Annotated in this window: 12 protein-coding genes and 4 tRNA genes; 5 read left to right on the top strand and 11 right to left on the bottom strand. The window is 65.8% G+C overall.

Annotation, left to right across the window (positions count from 1 at the left end; genetic code table 11):
• Nucleotides 1–249: 249 nt before the first annotated feature.
• From rplA to AC27VL_RS15115, 11 genes are all read right to left on the bottom strand, one after another.
• Nucleotides 250–948: a 50S ribosomal protein L1 gene (gene rplA / locus AC27VL_RS15165; RefSeq protein ID WP_089238989.1), complete on the bottom strand. Its 699-nt coding sequence runs from the start codon at nt 946–948 to the stop codon at nt 250–252.
• Between the two features lie 4 nt (nt 949–952).
• Complete coding sequence (rplK, locus tag AC27VL_RS15160; RefSeq protein ID WP_004145248.1) at nt 953–1381, bottom strand: 50S ribosomal protein L11; 429 nt, start codon at nt 1379–1381, stop codon at nt 953–955.
• Nucleotides 1382–1577: 196 nt separating this feature from the next.
• Nucleotides 1578–2138 (bottom strand): transcription termination/antitermination protein NusG, encoded by a 561-nt coding sequence (nusG, locus tag AC27VL_RS15155; RefSeq protein WP_025879350.1) that lies wholly within the window; start codon nt 2136–2138, stop codon nt 1578–1580.
• A 10-nt stretch (nt 2139–2148) separates the two neighbouring features.
• The gene (gene secE, locus AC27VL_RS15150) at nt 2149–2562 is read right to left on the bottom strand and encodes a preprotein translocase subunit SecE (RefSeq protein ID WP_089238987.1); all 414 of its coding nucleotides are present in this window, start codon (nt 2560–2562) and stop codon (nt 2149–2151) included.
• Nucleotides 2563–2610: 48 nt separating this feature from the next.
• Nucleotides 2611–2686: transfer RNA gene (locus AC27VL_RS15145), tRNA-Trp, on the bottom strand.
• 101 nt (nt 2687–2787) lie between these two features.
• The gene (gene tuf, locus AC27VL_RS15140) at nt 2788–3978 is read right to left on the bottom strand and encodes an elongation factor Tu (RefSeq protein ID WP_488767193.1); all 1191 of its coding nucleotides are present in this window, start codon (nt 3976–3978) and stop codon (nt 2788–2790) included.
• 39 nt (nt 3979–4017) lie between these two features.
• Nucleotides 4018–4093 (bottom strand) — tRNA-Thr (locus AC27VL_RS15135).
• A 48-nt stretch (nt 4094–4141) separates the two neighbouring features.
• A tRNA-Gly gene (locus tag AC27VL_RS15130) sits at nt 4142–4215 on the bottom strand.
• 26 nt (nt 4216–4241) lie between these two features.
• Nucleotides 4242–4327: transfer RNA gene (locus tag AC27VL_RS15125), tRNA-Tyr, on the bottom strand.
• 144 nt (nt 4328–4471) lie between these two features.
• Nucleotides 4472–5482: an isoaspartyl peptidase/L-asparaginase family protein gene (locus AC27VL_RS15120; protein ID WP_488767191.1), complete on the bottom strand. Its 1011-nt coding sequence runs from the start codon at nt 5480–5482 to the stop codon at nt 4472–4474.
• Between the two features lie 112 nt (nt 5483–5594).
• On the bottom strand, nt 5595–6614 hold the full coding sequence (locus AC27VL_RS15115; RefSeq protein ID WP_488767189.1) for a cyanophycinase: 1020 nt from the start codon (nt 6612–6614) through the stop codon (nt 5595–5597).
• A gap of 170 nt (nt 6615–6784) precedes the next feature.
• Between AC27VL_RS15115 and AC27VL_RS15110 the strand changes: the two genes are divergently transcribed.
• The 5 genes from AC27VL_RS15110 (at nt 6785) to AC27VL_RS15090 (ending at nt 17641) form a co-directional block, all read left to right on the top strand.
• Entirely contained in the window at nt 6785–9523 is a 2739-nt protein-coding gene (locus AC27VL_RS15110; RefSeq protein WP_100551638.1) for a TonB-dependent receptor plug domain-containing protein, read from the top strand.
• 173 nt (nt 9524–9696) lie between these two features.
• Nucleotides 9697–12462, top strand: coding sequence for a response regulator (locus AC27VL_RS15105; protein ID WP_100551637.1), 2766 nt, complete (start codon nt 9697–9699; stop codon nt 12460–12462).
• Entirely contained in the window at nt 12459–13676 is a 1218-nt protein-coding gene (locus tag AC27VL_RS15100; RefSeq protein ID WP_100551636.1) for an EAL domain-containing response regulator, read from the top strand. The genes AC27VL_RS15105 and AC27VL_RS15100 overlap by 4 nt, the downstream gene beginning before the upstream one ends.
• A 126-nt stretch (nt 13677–13802) precedes the next feature.
• The gene (locus AC27VL_RS15095) at nt 13803–17003 is read left to right on the top strand and encodes a hybrid sensor histidine kinase/response regulator (protein ID WP_488767186.1); all 3201 of its coding nucleotides are present in this window, start codon (nt 13803–13805) and stop codon (nt 17001–17003) included.
• The gene (locus AC27VL_RS15090) at nt 17000–17641 is read left to right on the top strand and encodes a response regulator (RefSeq protein ID WP_089238971.1); all 642 of its coding nucleotides are present in this window, start codon (nt 17000–17002) and stop codon (nt 17639–17641) included. Before AC27VL_RS15095 ends, AC27VL_RS15090 begins: the two co-directional genes overlap by 4 nt.
• Nucleotides 17642–17841 lie beyond the last annotated feature (200 nt).

Here is a 17841-nt window from a genome sequence, read left to right as displayed (position 1 = left end):
CCCCAGACGTGCGTGAACCAGAAAAACTCCAGAAGGGCACCATCTACGCAGGGTGATTCCGGGGAATCGATTAAGCGTTCGTGGCTGCTCCGGCGGCGACTCCCTGCCAAATCGAGCTTCCGTGCCCGTCGCCGGCATACCACGACCGCACCTGCGGTCTTTGACGGCTACCACCGGCGATGGGTTGCCGGCGATGCCTTCAAATGTCACGACCGCGGGACCCGAGGGACCCGCGATCGCTTGAAACGATTACTTCAGGCTCAGCGACGACTGGTCGACGGTGACGCCCGGGCCCATCGTCGAGCTGACCGACACCTTCTGCAGGTACAGGCCCTTCGAGGTGGCCGGCTTGGCCTTGATCAGGTCCAGCAGCAGCGCGGTCAGGTTCGACTTCAGCGCGTCTTCGGCGAAGTCGGCCTTGCCGATGGTGCAGTGGATGATGCCGGCCTTGTCGGTGCGGTAACGCACCTGACCCGACTTGGCATTCTTCACAGCCTCACCCGGGTTCGGGGAGACGGTGCCGACCTTCGGGTTCGGCATCAGGCCGCGCGGGCCCAGCACGGTACCCAGCTTACCGACGACGCGCATTGCGTCCGGGGTCGCGATCACGACGTCGTAGTTCAGATCGCCGGCCTGCATCTTCTCGGCCAGGTCGTCCATACCGACGGCTTCGGCACCAGCGGCCAGGGCTTCATCAGCCTTGGCACCGGCCGGAGCGAAGACAGCGACGCGGACCGACTTGCCGGTACCAGCCGGCAGCACGGTGGAGCCACGGACCTGCTGGTCGGACTTCTTCGCGTCGACGCCCAAGCGCACAGCAACGTCGATCGACTCGACGAACTTGGCCTTGGTGGCGGTCTTCAGGATGTTGATTGCGTCCTCGAAGGCATACGCCTTACCCGGGACAACGGCGGCCTTGATGGCCTTTTCGCGCTTGTTCTGTGCCATCTGATTAACCCTCCACCACGAGGCCCATGGAACGGGCAGAGCCAGCGATGGTACGCACGGCGGCGTCCAGGTCGGCGGCAGTCAGATCCGGTTCCTTCGCCTTGGCGATCTCTTCCAGCTGCTTACGGGTGACCTTGCCGACCTTCTCGGTGTTCGGGCGCTTGGAGCCCGACGAGATGCCAGCGGCCTTCTTCAGCAGCGTGGTGGCCGGAGTGCTCTTGGTGATGAAGGTGAACGTACGGTCCGAATAGGCCGTGATGATCACCGGAACCGGCAGACCCGGCTCGAGCTTCTGCGTGGCGGCATTGAAGGCCTTGCAGAATTCCATGATGTTCAGGCCGCGCTGACCCAGCGCAGGACCGACCGGCGGCGAGGGGTTGGCCTGACCGGCCTTCACCTGCAGCTTGATATAACCGACAACTTTCTTTGCCATGTGAGTACTCTCCGGGTGCTAGCGCCTTGCGACAACAGGCTCCCCATCGGACCGGGAATCACGCGTCCCGGCATCGCGTTTTGAAATCATGCCGAAGGCCACCTTTCGGTGGCCTCGTCCCGCCAGCTTCCCAACGGGAGCCGCGCAGCATATCAGGTTTTTTCTTCACATGCCTGAAGCGGCATGTGAATACAGATCAGACGGCCTTTTCGACCTGACCGAACTCGAGCTCGACCGGGGTGGCGCGACCGAAGATCAGCACCGAGACGCGCAGACGGCTCTTCTCGTAGTTGACTTCTTCGACGACACCGTTGAAGTCGTTGAACGGACCCTCGGTGACGCGGACCATCTGGCCCGGCTCGAACAGCACCTTCGGACGCGGCTTCTCGACGCCTTCCTGGACACGGTTCAGGATCGCTTCGGCCTCGGAATCTGCGATCGGCAGCGGACGATCGGCGGTTCCGCCGATGAAGCCCATGACGCGCGGGGTTTCCTTGACCAGGTGCCAGCTTTCGTTGTCGATGCGCGGAATACCCGCTTCTTCGTGGGTCTCGATCTGGACCAGCACGTAACCCGGGAAGAACTTGCGCTCGGAACGGCGCTTCTGGCCGGCGCGCATTTCGATCACTTCCTCGGTCGGAACCAGGACGTCGCCGAAGCGCTCTTCCATGCCGTCACGGACGATGCGATCGCGCAGAGCCTGCGCCACCGACTTCTCGAAGCCCGAATAGGCGTGAACGACGTACCAACGCTTCATGCATTTCTCCTTAGCGGCTCAGGAACCACTGAGTCAGTTTCTGGATGAAGAAGTCGAACCCACCCAGCAGCAAGCTGAGGATCAGGACGACGACAATCACCACCCAGGTCATGCGAATGGCTTCCTGACGGGTCGGCCAAACCACTTTACGCAGTTCGAAACGCGACTCGGAGAGGAATTCGCGGGTGTCGCGCCCCTTGCCGGTCAGCATGAACACGCCGATACCGCCAACCAGGCCGACCACGACCGCCAACGCACGCAGCTGACCCGCCCACGTGCCCAGCTGGGCAGCGCGACCGGAGTCGGCGGAGAACCAGAACCAGACGAACAGACCTGCCAGCACCAGCAACGATGCGAGGACGTACTTGACGATATCCCCGCCTTGCGCGGAGGTGTCCTTGGAATGTTCGATCTTGCTATTCATCAGGCTGTGTCTGCTTTAGCGGCAGGGCCGCTGGGTAAGGTGGGCAGATGGCACGCCAGGAGGGACTCGAACCCCCAACCTGCGGTTTTGGAGACCGCTGCTCTGCCAATTGAGCTACTGGCGTACGTAGAAAACTTGCCTTCCCTTAGACGGCGAAGGCGGACCGAGGTTCCCGGCCCGCCACTCGCCAGACCGGCAGCGCTATGCGACCGCCGGCATGCAGGCTTACTCGAGGATGGTGGCAACCACGCCAGCACCGACGGTACGGCCACCTTCGCGGATCGCGAAGCGCAGGCCGGCGTCCATGGCGACCGGGTTGATCAGGGTGACAACCATCTTGATGTTGTCGCCCGGCATCACCATCTCGACGCCTTCCGGCAGCTCGACCGCACCGGTGATGTCGGTGGTACGGAAGTAGAACTGCGGACGGTAGCCCTTGAAGAACGGGGTGTGACGGCCGCCTTCGTCCTTCGACAGCACGTAGACTTCGGCGTCGAACTTGGTGTGCGGCTTGATCGAACCCGGCTTGGCCAGAACCTGGCCACGCTCGACGTCGTCACGCTTGGTGCCGCGCAGCAGCAGACCGGCGTTGTCGCCCGCCTGACCCTGGTCCAGCAGCTTGCGGAACATTTCCACGCCGGTCACGGTGGTCTTCTGCACCGGACGGATGCCGACGATTTCGATTTCTTCGCCGACCTTGATCACGCCGCGCTCGATACGACCGGTCACCACGGTGCCGCGGCCCGAGATCGAGAACACGTCTTCGACCGGCATCAGGAATGCCTTGTCGACGTCACGCTCCGGGGTCGGAATCCAGGTGTCCAGCGCCTCGACCAGCTTGATGACGGCCGGCACGCCGATGTCGCTCTGGTCGCCTTCCAGCGCCAGACGGGCCGAACCCGAGATGATCGGGGTGTCGTCGCCCGGGAAGTCGTACTTGCTCAGCAGCTCGCGGACTTCCATTTCGACCAGTTCCAGCAGCTCGGCATCGTCAACCATGTCGGCCTTGTTCAGGAACACGACGATGTACGGCACGCCGACCTGACGCGACAGCAGGATGTGCTCGCGGGTCTGCGGCATCGGGCCGTCAGCGGCCGAGCACACCAGGATCGCGCCGTCCATCTGGGCAGCGCCGGTGATCATGTTCTTGACGTAGTCAGCATGGCCCGGGCAATCGACGTGTGCGTAATGACGATTGACGGATTCGTATTCGACGTGCGCGGTCGAGATCGTGATGCCACGTGCCTTTTCTTCCGGCGCGGCGTCGATCGCGGAGTAATCCTTGAACTCGCCACCGAAGCGCTCTGCACCGATCTTGGTCAGTGCGGCGGTCAGCGTGGTCTTGCCGTGGTCGACGTGACCGATGGTGCCGACGTTGACGTGCGGCTTGGTGCGCTCGAACTTACCCTTGGCCATGGCTGCTTATCTCGAATTCGTCTGGTGTGGTGCTGAAGATGGTGCTCACAAAAGGAATCGAACCTTCGACCTCTTCCTTACCAAGGAAGTGCTCTACCGACTGAGCTATGTGAGCGAGTTTTGCATTATGGCATGAACTCGATAATATTCAAAGTTCACTCAATGGAGCGGGAGACGGGGATCGAACCCGCACCATCAGCTTGGAAGGCTGAGGTTCTACCATTGAACTACTCCCGCACCGGGAATGTGCCACAACGTGAAGCTGGTGGAGGGAGGTGGATTCGAACCACCGAAGGCGTAAGCCAGCAGATTTACAGTCTGCCCCCGTTGGCCGCTTGGGTATCCCTCCTTTTACCACCCCGTCCCGTGCCGCCGAAGCGTTGCGGTGTGTGGTGGTGAGCCCGCAATTCTGGAGATGAAGCGGGGGTCTGTCAACGCTTTTTTTCACTTTTTTTCACGCGCGTCGCAAACCCCTTGATACGCAAGGGTCTGCTCAGGGCAGTGCAATTGTCTCGTCGGCAAAGATGGCCACATGGGCAACGCCATCGGCCCCGATCCAGCCCCGATACATGCCCTGGGTGTTGAACGGCGCTGCCGCTTTTCCATCTGCAGAGAGCACGATTGCCCCGCCGTCACCGCCCATCTGCGGAATCGCGTCGTTGATCACGCCCTTGCCCGCCTGTTCCGGCGATTGACCGAGGTAGCGCATGCGCGCGCAGATCTCATGGGCTGCCGCGGTGCGGATGTAGTACTCGCCCCAACCGGTACCCGATACCGCACAACGCGCATCGGCCCAGGTGCCGGCACCGATGATCGGCGAGTCGCCGACACGGCCATAGCGCTTGTTGGTCATGCCGCCGGTGGAAGTGCCTGCAGCAAGATGGCCCTGCGCATCCAGGGCGACCGCACCGACCGTGCCGAAGTGCTTTGCGGTTTCCAGGTCGGCATGCGCTTGCCCGCTCGCCTCTTCCTTCAATGCACGCTGCAGCTGCTGCCAGCGCTTGTCGGTGCGGAAGTAGGAGGGGTCGACCAGGGTCACGCCCTGTTCGGTGGCAAAGGCTTCGGCGCCCTGCCCCACCATCATCACGTGCCTGGACCTCTGCATCACCGTCTGCGCGAGGAGGATCGGGTTGCGCACGCGCTGCACGCCAGCCACTGCGCCGGCCGCCTGGGTAGCACCGTCCATCACCGCAGCGTCCAGTTCATTGCGGCCTTCGTGGGTGAACACCGCGCCCTTGCCCGCGTTGAAGGTCGGATCATCCTCAAGCACGGTGATCGCCGCGGTGACCGCCGCCAATGCCGGACGCCCGGCTGCAAGTTCGGCATGGCCCTTCAGCAAGGCCGCCTTCAGCGCAGCGCGCGCGGCCTGTTCTTCTGCCGCGGAGAGATCCTTGCGCTCCACCCCGGCACCGCCGTGGATGACCAGCAGCGGTGAGGCAGCGGGTGCGGCCTGGGCCAGCAGTGGCAGGGACAACAGCGCGGACAGCGCCAGGCGCAGTTTCATCGGGTACGTCTCCAGGGTAGTTCAGGGAATGGGCTGTGCTGGTAGTGCCGGCCGCTGGCCGGCAACGCCTTGCCAATGATGCATCCAGGGGGTTGCCGGCCAGCGGCCGGCACTACCGGCGGATGACGTCGATCTCGCCGTCGCTGATGTCAGCCAAGGCCTCGTAGGCCGCCTCGGCCTGCAGGTCGTCCAGGCGCATGCGACTGCCGCTGGCGACCACGGTGACCGGCACCGCGTGGAAGCGCAGGGGTTCACCTTCCACCAGCCGATCGGCATCGCGTCCGGGGCTGACAACCCAGACCTTGCCTTCGCCGTCGGCGCTGTAGACCTGGGCCTGGCCGTCAGGCTCCACGCACAGGGCCGTGTCTTCATCGACGCCGATACCGACCATGTCCGGGTCACCACTGTCATGCGCGGCGCGGGCCACGAACACGATCAGGCGGCCGAGACGGTCGCGCTTGTCGAAGTGGGTGTCGGTGACCACCCGCTGCAGGTAGGGCAACTGCAGGAAGCCGCGGTCCAGGGTCACGGCCTCGCCCATCGGGTCGGCCATGGCGCTGGCCGAATCGATGCTGCCGCCATCCAGCGCGCCATAGGCGTAGCCGCCGAGGATGGCCAGCCCGGCGCTGGTACCGGCAATCGGCTTGCCGGCGCGCACGTGGGCATTCAGCGCGCGATTGAGCGCGGTGCCCTTCCAGAAGCGGATGTAGCGGGACTGATCACCGCCGGCGATGAAGATCGCATCGGCCGCAGCCACGACCCGCAGCACAGCCGGGTCGTCGGCACCGCGGCGGTTGTCGAACACCAGGGTCTGCACTGCGGTAGTACCGCCAATCTCCCGGTACAGACGGTCCTGCAGCTCATCGGTGCCGGAGGCGCGCAGGATCAGCACACGGCCATTGCCGGCCTGGCGCAGCCACCACTGGAAGGCTTCAGGCACCCATTCGCCGCCCCCCATCAGCATCATCGCAGGGGCTCGCGGACCGGGCCGCGGCGCATCCAGATCACCCACTTCGTAATAGGCGAAGCCGGGGTCCATCAGTTCCTGTGCCGCCACAGGCGATGTCCAGCAGAGCGCCGACAGCACCAAGGCGAGGAGCGGGCCACGCAGCCCGTAGCGAAGGCGTCGCATCTTGATCTCCCTGAACAAAAACGACTTGCAACCGTTTTCACTCTTTGCCAGACATATCCCCAGTAGTCAAGGACATAAAAAAGGCGTTAAATGCGCGCGCCCATTCCTGAAATGTGAATGGGGGACAGGGCCCCTCCTCTGCGGGCCGGCATTACTTCCGAGAATTTCTCATGCGTAGACAGGCGATGGCGTGGTCGATCCAGCTGGCGTTGATGGGCGTTGCTGCTTCGGCGGCGGCGCAGACTCCCGCTTCCTCTTCGGTACAACAGCTGGATGTGGTGCAGGTGACCGGCTCACGCATCCCGCGCGCCCAGGTGGAAGGACCGGCGCCGATCACTGTCATCAACGCAGAGCAGATCCGCTCCAGCGGCTTCACCACCGTGCCGGACGTGCTGCGCGCGATGACCCAGAACGGCGGTGAGACGCAGAGCCAGCAGTCCTCCGGTGGCGCCGACTTCTCGCCGGGTGCGCAGCAGGTCGACCTGCGTGGGCTGGGGCCGAACCACACCCTGGTGCTGGTCAACGGCCGTCGCATCGCCGACTTCCCGATGCCGTTCAAGGGCCGCAGCAACTTCACCGATGTGTCCAACATTCCGCTGGGCATGATCGACCGCATTGAAGTGCTGACCGGCAGCGCGTCGGCGATCTACGGTTCGGATGCGATCGCCGGCGTGGTCAATTTCATCCTGAAGAAGAAGGCCGATGGCACCACCATCGACATGCGCATGGGCACCACCACCGAAGGCGGTGGCGAGTCGTTCGACATGAGCCTGGCCAGCGGCTTCAGCAGCGGCAACTTCAACGCGGTGTACAGCGTCGAACTGCAGTCGCAGACGCCGCTGTGGGCCTACGACCGCGACATCCAGGACTCGACCCAGGACGGCCCGACCGAAGGCGCGCGCATCGCCCGTCGTTCCTACCTGCGCACCGACTACAACGATGACTACCTGGACCCGGGCGCAGCGACCTGTGATGCACTGTCGGCGCAGAACCAGGGCAGCACCTACCGCGCGTTCCGCCCGCGCTACGGCTACTACTGCGGCAGCGACAGCGCGATTGGCTACGGCACGATCCTCAGCAAGCGTCGCGGTGCCAACGGCTATGCCTCGCTCAGCTACGACTTCGACAACGGCCAGCAGTGGTTCGCCGACGTGCAGCTGGGCTACCACACGATGTCGCTGATGCGCGATGTCACCAAGTGGGGCCGCATGGCCGCCGACGGCGACGAGTCGGGTTACTTCAACAATGAAGCGACCGGCGAGATCGAGTTCTGGCAGCGCCAGTTCTCGCCCGAGGAAATGGGTGGGCTGGACAATGCAATGGTGCGCAGCACGCAGAAGACCTTCAGCGTGACCACCGGCTTCAAGGGCAACCTGACCGGCAGCTGGGACTACGAAGCGTCACTGAGCCATTCGCAATACCAGTCGCGGATCAGCTGGGCGCAGATCATCGCGTCCAAGGCCAACGACCTCTTCCTGGGCCCGCAGCTGGGCGAGGACGATGACGGCTTCCCGATCTACAACGCCGATCCGTCGCGCCTGTACCGGCCGCTGACCCGTGCCGAGTACGATTCGATCGCCGCACGCACCACCTATACGCCGAAGTCGCGCACCGAGACGGCGGCGCTGACGCTGACCAATGGTTCGCTGTTCACCCTGCCCGGTGGCGATGCCGGCTTTGCCGCGACGGTGGAAGTGGGCCAGCAGGCCTATGCGCTCAATCCCGATCCGCTGGCGACGGGCTATTACTACTACAGCTGGAAGGATTCGGACGGCAAGGGGTCGCGCAACCGCTGGGCGACCGCCGCCGAGCTGCGCATGCCGCTGCATGAAACGGTCAACCTGAGCGTGGCCGGCCGTTACGACCAGTACCGCTATTCGGGCCACACCATCGGCAAGGCAACCTGGAGCGGCGGCCTGGAATGGCGTCCGATCGACACGCTGCTGGTGCGCGGCTCGTACGGCACCGCGTTCCGCGCACCGGACCTGCACTACGTGTTCGCCGGCCCGGGCAACGACGAGACCAGCGCGGAAGATCTGTACAACTGCCGCGCCGATGCCGCCGATGATTGCGCCGATTACGAGCGCAACGTGATCCGCAGCCGCAGTGGCAACCGCGAGCTGGACCCGGAAACCAGCACCTCCTGGAGCGCTGGCTTCGTGTGGTCGCCGGCCGCCGGCCTGGACCTGTCGGCCGACTGGTTCAACATCGACATGCGCGACCAGGTGCAGGACATGGACGTGCGCACGATCCTGGCCAGCGAAGCGAACTGCCGGCTGGGCAGCGCCGACATCGGTTCGCCGACCTGCGTGGACGCCCTGGCCCGCATCACCCGCACTGCCGATGGCCGCCTGTATGGCGTGCATGTGAACCCGATCAACGTTGCGCGCGAGTCCACCTCCGGCGTCGACGTCGGCCTGCGCTACCGCCTGCAGACCGGCATCGGCGACTTCATCTTCAATGGCACCCACACCTGGGTGAAGAAGCATGACTTCCAGCGCTATGCCGGTGATGTGACCGAAGACCAGTTCGCGATCAACAGTGGCTTTGATATTCCCCGCACCAAGACCAGTGTCAGCGTGACCTGGGAGAAGGATGCGTGGTCGGCCACCGTGTACGGCTCGCGCCTGGGCAAGCTGCCAACCTCGGACAGCTACGACCAGGTGTTCGACGAGGAAAGCGGCGACAGCCCGTGGATCAAGGCAACCTACCGCTACAACGCCTCGCTGCAGTACCGCTTCGACGATCACTCGCGGTTGTCGCTGTCGGTGGTCAATGTGTTCAACAAGATGCCGCCGAAGGACAAGACCTATACGGCGTACCCGTACTACGACGTGTCCTGGTTCGACAGCGTCGGCCGCACCATCAACCTGCAGTACACGCACAAGTTCGGCGGCAGCGCGCTGTAAGGGCGCCCCTGCTGGCTGCACGATACAGACCCCCGCTTCGGCGGGGGTCTTTTTTTTGATCGCCAGCGCCAGCCTGAACGGTTCCCCGCCGGTAGTCTCCTGCACGGGAAGCAGGCCGCTTTTTAGGACATGGCTGATTCCGGGCGGGTGACCGTCCTCCCTAGGATCGGTGCATGTTCCGATTCCCTCGCCCTTCCCTGCCCCTGGTCGCGCCGCCGACCACCGCTTCGGTGCTGCTGCGCTGGCTGACGGTGTGCGTGTTCCTGTGCCTGGCGGCCGCCACCGGCTTCTATCTGCTGACGGCGTTGACCGAAGATATCTCCAGCCACCGCCGCGACATGAATGCCGCCGCGTACAAGGCACAGATCTACTTCGACCAGCGCGAGGCCCTGCTGCGCTATCTGGGCGATTCGGTGGTGGTGGGCGATCCGTCGGTGCCGTCCAGCGAGGGCGTACGCCAGCTGCCCTTGGACGGGCCGGGCGGCAAGCCCGGCCAGCGCCTGCTGCTGTCACCGCGCGCAGAGCACACGCTGCAGACCCTGCAGACCCATCTGCTGCTGGTCGATGCGCAGGGAACGCATTGGCTGGCGGGCGGCCAGGCCGACGTGGACATCGCCGGCCTGCCCACGTTGCAGGTGCTGCGGCAGCGCAGTGGCACGCTTGCCGGTACCGATCCGGTGTACTGGCTGCGCGCGGGCGATGCCGGCGTCGCCCTGGCACAACCGGTACAGACCGGAGCGCAGCCGAGCCAGTGGCTGATGCTGCTGCTGGACAGTGCGGCCGCTTCGGACATGATCGATGGCCAGGGTATCGGCGGCTACGCCCTGCTGGACCGCGACGGGCAGCCCGCCCTGTCGAGCCTGGCTCCACGCCTGGACAGCGCAGGCTGGAAAGCACTGCAGCAGCGCCAGGACGACAGTTTCGGCGTGCTCTGGAGCACGGGCCTGCCGCGCGGCGTGGCCCTGGTGAAGGGGGTAGGCAATGACGGCTGGCGGCTGGTCTATCACCTGCCTCCGCGCCTGCTGCTCGGTGACATGGCGACCTCGTTGCTGATCAGCAGTGCGTTGCTTCTGCTGGCCGGCGTCGCCCTGCGTCTGCTGCGGCATCGCGTCGACCGCCAGTTGATCCAACCGGCGCTGCTGCAGCACCGGCGGCTGCTGGAAAGCCTGGATTTCAGTTCGACGGTGATCGACCTGGCGCCGGTCGGCATCTGTGTCCTGCGTCGCAGCGACCGCCAACTGCTGCTGTCCAACCAGCTGCTGCGTGACTGGCTGGGCGAGGATGGCACCGACAGCGATTGGCAGGCACCGTGGCGCGGACATGCCGGCGAACGCGGTCGCGGGCTGGAGTTCACCGCGCGCGACGGTCGCCAGCTGCAGGTACTGCATGCCGCCTGCCGCTACCAGGATGACGATGTACTGCTGTGCGTGTTCCATGACATCTCACGCCATCGGCAGGCACAGGCGGCGCTGTCGTCGGCACGGCAGGCAGCCGACGCCGCCAACCAGGCCAAGAGCGCGTTCCTGGCGACCATGAGCCATGAAATCCGCACCCCGCTGTACGGGGTGCTTGGAACGCTGGAGCTGCTCGGCCGCACGCCGCTGGATGCACGCCAGTCGCAGTACCTGCGCACCATCGAGAGTTCCTCATCGGTGCTGCTGCAACTGATCAGCGATGTGCTGGATGTGTCCAAGATCGAGTCGGGCCAGCTGAGCCTGGAGCCGACATCGTTTTCGCCGCGCGAGCTGACCGAGAGCGTGCTGCGCAGCTTCGCCGCGGCGGCGACGCGCAAGGGCCTGCAGGTACTGGTCTGCACCGACCCACGGTTGCCGACACGGGTGCTCGGCGATGCCGACCGGATCCGCCAGGTGCTGGGCAACCTGCTCAGCAACGCCATCAAGTTCACCGAGCATGGCCGGGTAGTGCTGCGCGTGCGACTGGTGCAGCGCGAAGGCGAGTCGAGCGTACTGGCCTGGCAGGTCACCGATACCGGCGTGGGCATCGCCACCGAGGAACAGGCGCGCCTGTTCGAGCCCTTCCGCCAGGTCCGTGGCGCCGCCAGCGCGCAGGGCACCGGGCTGGGCCTGTCGATCAGCGACCGCCTGGTGCGGTTGATGAGTGGCGAACTGCGCGTGGTCAGCGAACCGGGACTGGGCAGCAGTTTCACCGTACGCCTGCCCTTGCCGGTGCTGGCCGCGACCGAGGACGGCCCCGCATTGCTGGCCGAGCCGCCGGTCTACGTGCGCGGCCGCGATCGCGAGCTGGTCGACAGTGCATGTGGCTGGCTGCGCCGCTGGGGTGCCAATGCGCAGCCTCTGCAGGGCGACCCTGTCCTGCTCGACCACGCCGGCGCAATCCTGATGGATGGCGAGGCGGAACAACCGTTGGCCTGGCAGGGCCCGCGCGTGCTGGCCTCGATCGACGGTGGCGACCAACCCGCAGCCACCGCCGATGGCGCGCTGCTGGTCACCCTGCACGGCATGTCCTCGATCGCCCTGGCGGTCGCACGCCAGCAGCGGCAATGCGCAACGCTGCCGACCGCAGCGCGCGATGTGCAACCGGGTCCGCTGGGACTGCGGGTGCTGGCCGTGGAAGACAATCCCATCAACCGGGTGATCCTGGCCGAACAGCTGCAGGCCCTGGGCTGCGAGGTGGAGCTTGCGCAGGATGGTGTCGAGGCGTTGCAGCTGTGCCAGACCCATGGCTTCGACCTGGTGGTCACCGACATCAACATGCCGCGCATGGACGGCCACACCTTGGCGCGCCGGCTGCGGGCGGAGGGCAATCTGCTGCCGGTGATCGGCGCCACCGCCAACGCGACCGCCGAGGAGCGCGAGCGCTGCCTGGCCAGCGGCATGCAGGGCTATCTGAGCAAACCCATCGACATCGCACGCCTGCGTCAGGCGCTTTCCGCCGTTCGCCAAGGAGATCCTGCATGACCCGCCGTGTCCTGATCCTGGAAGACCAGCCGTTCCAACGTGGTTACCTCGTCAATCTGTTCAGCGCGCGCGCCGGTGTGCAGGTCGACGCCTGCGAAGACGTGGATGCGGCAATCGCCCTGTGTGCCTGCCAGGCCTATGACCTGGTGGTGAGCGATCTGTTGATGCCCGGCCAGGATGGCATCCAGTTCATCCAGGCACTGGCCGCACAACCGCGCCCGCCGCGGCTTGCCGTGGTCAGCGCAGCCTCGCGGCGGATGATGAGTTCGGCACGGTTGATGGCCGAATCACTGGGCCTGGAGGTGGTCGGCCTGTTGGCCAAGCCGGTCGCCGCCAGCGATGTCGATGCGCTGCTTGATGCACTGGCGCAGACCCGGCCAGCGGTGCGCACCAGCCCGGCTGCGCTGACGCCCGAACCGGACGCGGCACAGCTGCGGCAGGCGCTGGCCGACGGCAGCCTGACCGCCTGGTTCCAGCCGAAGAAGTCGCTGCAGTCCGGGCGCGTGGTCGCCGCCGAGGCACTGGTGCGCTGGCGCCACCCGCAGCTGGGGACACTGGCGCCTGGAAGCTTCCTGCCGGCGCTGTGCCGTCATGGCCTGGAGGGCGAACTGCTGCGCGCGATGCTCACGGCCAGCATCCAGGCACAGGCGCGCTGGCGCTCCCAGGGATTCCGCGTGCCGGTATCGATCAACCTGCCGCCGCACCTGCTGGAGCAGTCCGATCTTCCGGATGAGCTGCTGGCACTGACTCTGGCCGCGGGCGGCAATCCGGCTGATCTGTGCTTCGAACTGATGGAGAACAGCACCACGCGCCACGTCAGCGACTTCTATGCAGGCGCGTGCCGGTTGCGGATGAAAGGGTTCGGCCTGGCCCAGGACGACTTCGGCCAAGGGCTGAGCTCGGTGCACAACCTGGTCAACACACCCTTCACCGAGGTCAAGATCGATCGTGCGCTGGTCAGCGGTTGCGCGCGCGATCCCGCCCTGCACCTGACCTTGACCACCGTGATCGCGCTGGCCAACCAGCTCGGCCTGACCATCGTTGCCGAAGGCGTGGAGAGTGATGCCGATCTGGCCGCGCTGCGCCAGCTCGGCTGCAACCAGGTACAGGGCTTCCTGATTTCGCAGGCGCTGCCCTCGGACGACTTCACCCGTCTGCTCGGCGAAGATGTTCCCCATGCTGCCGCCGGCAGCAACCGGGCCGCGTCGCGCTGACAGGCAACGCTGAAAGGCTTCACAATCCCATCAAGAGTCATTGACGATCCTCTCTGCGCGGCGGCACCGGCCGTGCCCTGCGCCCTTCGGGCCGCCATCGACCGCCTACTGCTCCGAGACCTGCCCATGCCGGCCGAGGCCGCTCCCGTACGTCGACTCGCCCGCCGCTCCCTGCGTGTACATGCGCTGCTGATTGGCGTGGTGGTGCTGGCAACGCTGCAGGCTGGCCTGCTGCTGTCCACCGGCAGCCAGCTGTTCAACGAAGAACAGAGCAAGATCCGCTATCACTTCCGTCGCCTGGACGGCACGCTGCAGGAACAGGATCGCTTCCTGCGGCAATGGCGCCTGCATGACGTGGGCAATCGCGGGCAGCCCGTGGACGAGGCCGCCTCAGGTGCACAGCCGAGCCCGTTGTTCGCCAGTTTCGCGCGCATCGGTACCGACGGCGGCGCCTCGACACAGGCAACGGCCGAACTGGGCGACCGCTTCCTGCGCTTCTACGGCGCCTTCTGGGCGGCCTCCCGGTTTCCGCCTCCGCAGTGCCTGCTGGTCGATGGGCAGGGCCGCCGTGGCCTGCTTGCACCGATCCAGACAGTGCGTGGTGATCCCGGCCAGAGCAGCCCGCATCACCTGCAGCCGGCACTGACCGCCATCCACCAGGTCCTGCGCGAACGGCCAGCGCTGCGGCGCGGCAACGTGGTGTGGACACCGGTGGCCTGGCGCGAGGGACAGACCCGGCTGCTTGCCATCGCGCACGCACCGCAGGATGCCCGCCTGTGGGGCGAAAGCGAGGACGAGTCGCTGGCCGCGGTGGCCTGCCTGCTGGATCCCGGCCGCGTTGATGACTACCGCCAGGTGATGGGTACACCGGTGTTCGAACGGATGTCGCTGTTTGATGGCAACGGCCGCCTGCTGCTGGGTGACGCCAACGATGCCAGCCGCGCGGGCACGTCCTGGCGCGCGGGTCTGGACGGCCTGCTGTTCCGCATGCGCAGCGAACAGGGATGGCTGGCGGTGTATCACGTTGGCTGGCAACAGGTGTTCCAGCACCCGCGCGGGCCACTGCTGGGCAGCATGGTGGTGGCGTTGCTGCTGGCCACCGGTGGCGTGCTGATCCTGCGTGCCTACCGGCGCTCGGTGATCGAGCCACTGCGCCGCAACCATGCGCGGTTGCTGGAAAGCGAGGCCTTCAGCCGCACCATCCTCGACAACGCGCCGATCGGGTTGTGCCTGCTGCGCCGTACCGATGGCCGCGTGCTGCTGGACAACGCACTGGCGCGTCAGTGGCTGGGGGAAGACCACGACGACGGTGGCTGGCACGGGCCCTGGCGACGCAGCGTGCTCGCCGCTGGCGGCACCACGGCGGGCGACGGCCTGGCCTACACCACGCCGGACAACCGCCACCTGCTGATCACCGCGACGCCCGCGCGCTATCGCGGCGCACCCGCTGTGCTGTGCCTGTTCATCGACCTCAGCAGCCAGCACGAGGCCGAACAGGTGCTGCAGCAGGCACGCCGTGCAGCCGACCAGGCCAACCGCGCCAAGAGCCAGTTCCTGGCCACCATGAGCCATGAGATACGCACCCCGCTGTACGGCGTGCTCGGCACGCTGGAGCTGCTGGGCCTGACCCCGCTGGATGCGCGCCAGCAGGACTACCTGGACACGATCCAGCGCTCCTCATCGACATTGATGCAGCTGATCAGCGACATCCTGGATGTCAGCAAGGCCGAGGCCGACCAGCTGAGCCTGGAGCCCGGTGCGTTCGATCCGGTGCGGCTGACCGAGGACGCGCTGGACTCCTACGCCGCTGCCGCCGCACACAAGGGCCTGCAGTTCTACGCCTGCATCGATCCGGATGTACCGGCTACGGTCAACGGTGATGCCGCGCGCATCCGCCAGATCCTCAACAACCTGATCAGCAATGCACTGAAATTCACCGACAGCGGCCGGGTCGTGGTGCGTCTGGGCGCACAGCACATCGATGATCGCTGCTGGCTGCGCTGGCAGGTGGCCGATACCGGCATCGGCATCGCCAGCGAGCACCAGGCACATCTGTTCGAACCCTTCTTCCAGGCCAACCCGGGCACCGATGCCATGCGGGGTACCGGATTGGGCCTGGCCATCTGTGCACATCTGACCACGATGATGGAAGGCCACCTGCGGGTGGTCAGCGAAAGCGGGCTGGGCAGCAGCTTCTCGGTCGAACTGCCACTGCCCGAGGCAACACCCGATCCGCTGCAGGGGGCTTCACCGCGATTGCCGGCAGCGTTGCCGGTGCAGGTCCGTGGCAGCGTCCGCGAGTTTGCACAATCGATATGCGAGCGGTTGCAGCAGCGCGGCGCACAGGCCAGCGTGCATCGCGATGATGCGCCGGAGCCTGCCGATCCTGGCACAGTGATGCTCGACCTTGTGCTGGACGAGGGAACGCCCACGTGGAGTGGACCGCAGGTGGTGGCCTGCCGCGAAGGTGGAATGCAGCCGCAACGGGTGCAGGGGCATTGGCAGGTCGGCGTGCATCGTCTGGATGCGATCGTGCTCGCGCTGGTGGCTGCGGCCGGGCAAGCACTGCCCGCCGAGGTCAACGGACGCCTGCCGGCGCCACGCAGGTTCGGGCTGCAGGTACTTGTCGCCGAAGACAACCCGATCAACCAGGCGATCCTGCGTGGCCAGCTGGAGCAGCTCGGTTGCCATGCCGTGGTCGCCAGTGATGGTAATGAAGCCCTGCACTATTGGCCGCAGCGTCCCTTCGCCCTGGTGTTGACCGACCTCAACATGCCGGGACTGGATGGTTACGGTCTGGCCCGTGCATTGCGCGCGCGTGGGGTTGAGGTGCCGATCCATGGCGCAACCGCCAACGCCGACCCGGCGGAGCGGCAACGCTGCCATGAGGCGGGGATGCAGGGGGTGCTGGTCAAGCCGATCACCCTGGCAGCACTGCAGCGCCTGCTGACCCAGGTTGCAGCCCGGCCGCACAGCGAACCCATCGACGACGACGCCGATGCGCCACTGCAGGTTCCGGAGAAAATGCAGGCGTTGTTCGTGCAGACCATGCAGGCCGACCTGGACAGCCTGCGACGGGCGATCGACGATGCCGCACCAGAACGCGTGGCACAGGTGCTGCATCGCATCCGCGGCGCACTGGTGATCGTTGGCGCACCGGCACTGGTGGCACACGGCCAGCAGATCGAAGAGCAGATCGGCGACGGCGACGCGTTGCCTGCTCTCGCTACGGCGCTCGACCATTTCCAACGGCGCCTGCAGCGGCTGCTGCAACCATTGGCGCACGTCGCCGCCCCCTCACCTTCCAGCAACCCGGCACCTCCATGACCACCCGCATCCTCATCGCTGACGACCACCCGATCGTGCTTGCCGGCATCCGCGATGTCCTGGCCGGCGAACTCGACCTGGACGTGGTCGGCGAGGCCGCCGATCCAGTGACCCTGATCGAGCTGATGACGAGCACCCTGCCCCACGCGGTGATCACCGATTACAGCATGCCCGGTGGTGACAGTTTCGGCGATGGCATCAAGCTGATCTCGTTTCTGCGTCGCAGCTTCCCCGATGTGCGTCTGCTGGTGTTGACGATGGTCTCCAATCCTTCGCTGGTGGCGGCCATGTACGCAGCCGGTGCCAGCGGCGTGGTGCTCAAAAGCCACGGCCTGGGCAGCCTGGTACAGGCGCTGCGCACGGTGCTGGCCGACCGCGTCTACCGCCCTCCCGGCCTGCTGCCGGTTGCCGCCGCAGAACCGGCCGATGCCGAGGTGGTGCTGGCGCGCCTCTCGCCGCGCGAACTGGAAGTCATCCGTCTGTTCACCGGGGGCATGAGCGTGGGTGACATCGCCCGCCAGCTGCAGCGCAGTGCGAAGACGGTCAGCACGCAGAAAATCAACGCGATGCGCAAACTGGGTGTGGACAGCGACCAGGCGCTGATCGAGTACTGCCTGCAGTCGTCGATGTTCGGCTGAGGCCTCCACATCGCTGAACCGTGCCCCGCCCATGCACAGGGCACGAAGTGCTTTAGGAAACGCCTGATTCCATCGGACAGGTCTGGTTTCTAGTCTGGATGCATCCCGCCATGGTGACGATCTCCCATCGTCATCGCGTTACCGGCGGGAGCGAAACCGGATGGCGCCTGCAGCGGCCATCACACCCGGTTTCCACAGCG

The organism is Stenotrophomonas sp. 14P6.2.3 (assembly GCF_057799055.1).
Note: the sequence above shows the minus strand (reverse complement) of the source record. Positions and strands in the feature narration are given on the sequence as shown.

Bases quoted from the DNA above. Each gene is read 5' to 3' on its own strand.
- AC27VL_RS15115 (WP_488767189.1), bottom strand. From the start codon at position 6,614: ATGCGACGCCTTCGCTACGGGCTGCGTGGCCCGCTCCTCGCCTTGGTG.
- AC27VL_RS15105 (WP_100551637.1), top strand. From the start codon at position 9,697: ATGTTCCGATTCCCTCGCCCTTCCCTGCCCCTGGTCGCGCCGCCGACC.
- AC27VL_RS15110 (WP_100551638.1), top strand. From the start codon at position 6,785: ATGCGTAGACAGGCGATGGCGTGGTCGATCCAGCTGGCGTTGATGGGC.
- rplK (WP_004145248.1), bottom strand. From the start codon at position 1,381: ATGGCAAAGAAAGTTGTCGGTTATATCAAGCTGCAGGTGAAGGCCGGT.
- rplA (WP_089238989.1), bottom strand. From the start codon at position 948: ATGGCACAGAACAAGCGCGAAAAGGCCATCAAGGCCGCCGTTGTCCCG.
- AC27VL_RS15090 (WP_089238971.1), top strand. From the start codon at position 17,000: ATGACCACCCGCATCCTCATCGCTGACGACCACCCGATCGTGCTTGCC.
- tuf (WP_488767193.1), bottom strand. From the start codon at position 3,978: ATGGCCAAGGGTAAGTTCGAGCGCACCAAGCCGCACGTCAACGTCGGC.
- AC27VL_RS15120 (WP_488767191.1), bottom strand. From the start codon at position 5,482: ATGAAACTGCGCCTGGCGCTGTCCGCGCTGTTGTCCCTGCCACTGCTG.
- secE (WP_089238987.1), bottom strand. From the start codon at position 2,562: ATGAATAGCAAGATCGAACATTCCAAGGACACCTCCGCGCAAGGCGGG.
- AC27VL_RS15095 (WP_488767186.1), top strand. From the start codon at position 13,803: ATGCCGGCCGAGGCCGCTCCCGTACGTCGACTCGCCCGCCGCTCCCTG.
- nusG (WP_025879350.1), bottom strand. From the start codon at position 2,138: ATGAAGCGTTGGTACGTCGTTCACGCCTATTCGGGCTTCGAGAAGTCG.
- AC27VL_RS15100 (WP_100551636.1), top strand. From the start codon at position 12,459: ATGACCCGCCGTGTCCTGATCCTGGAAGACCAGCCGTTCCAACGTGGT.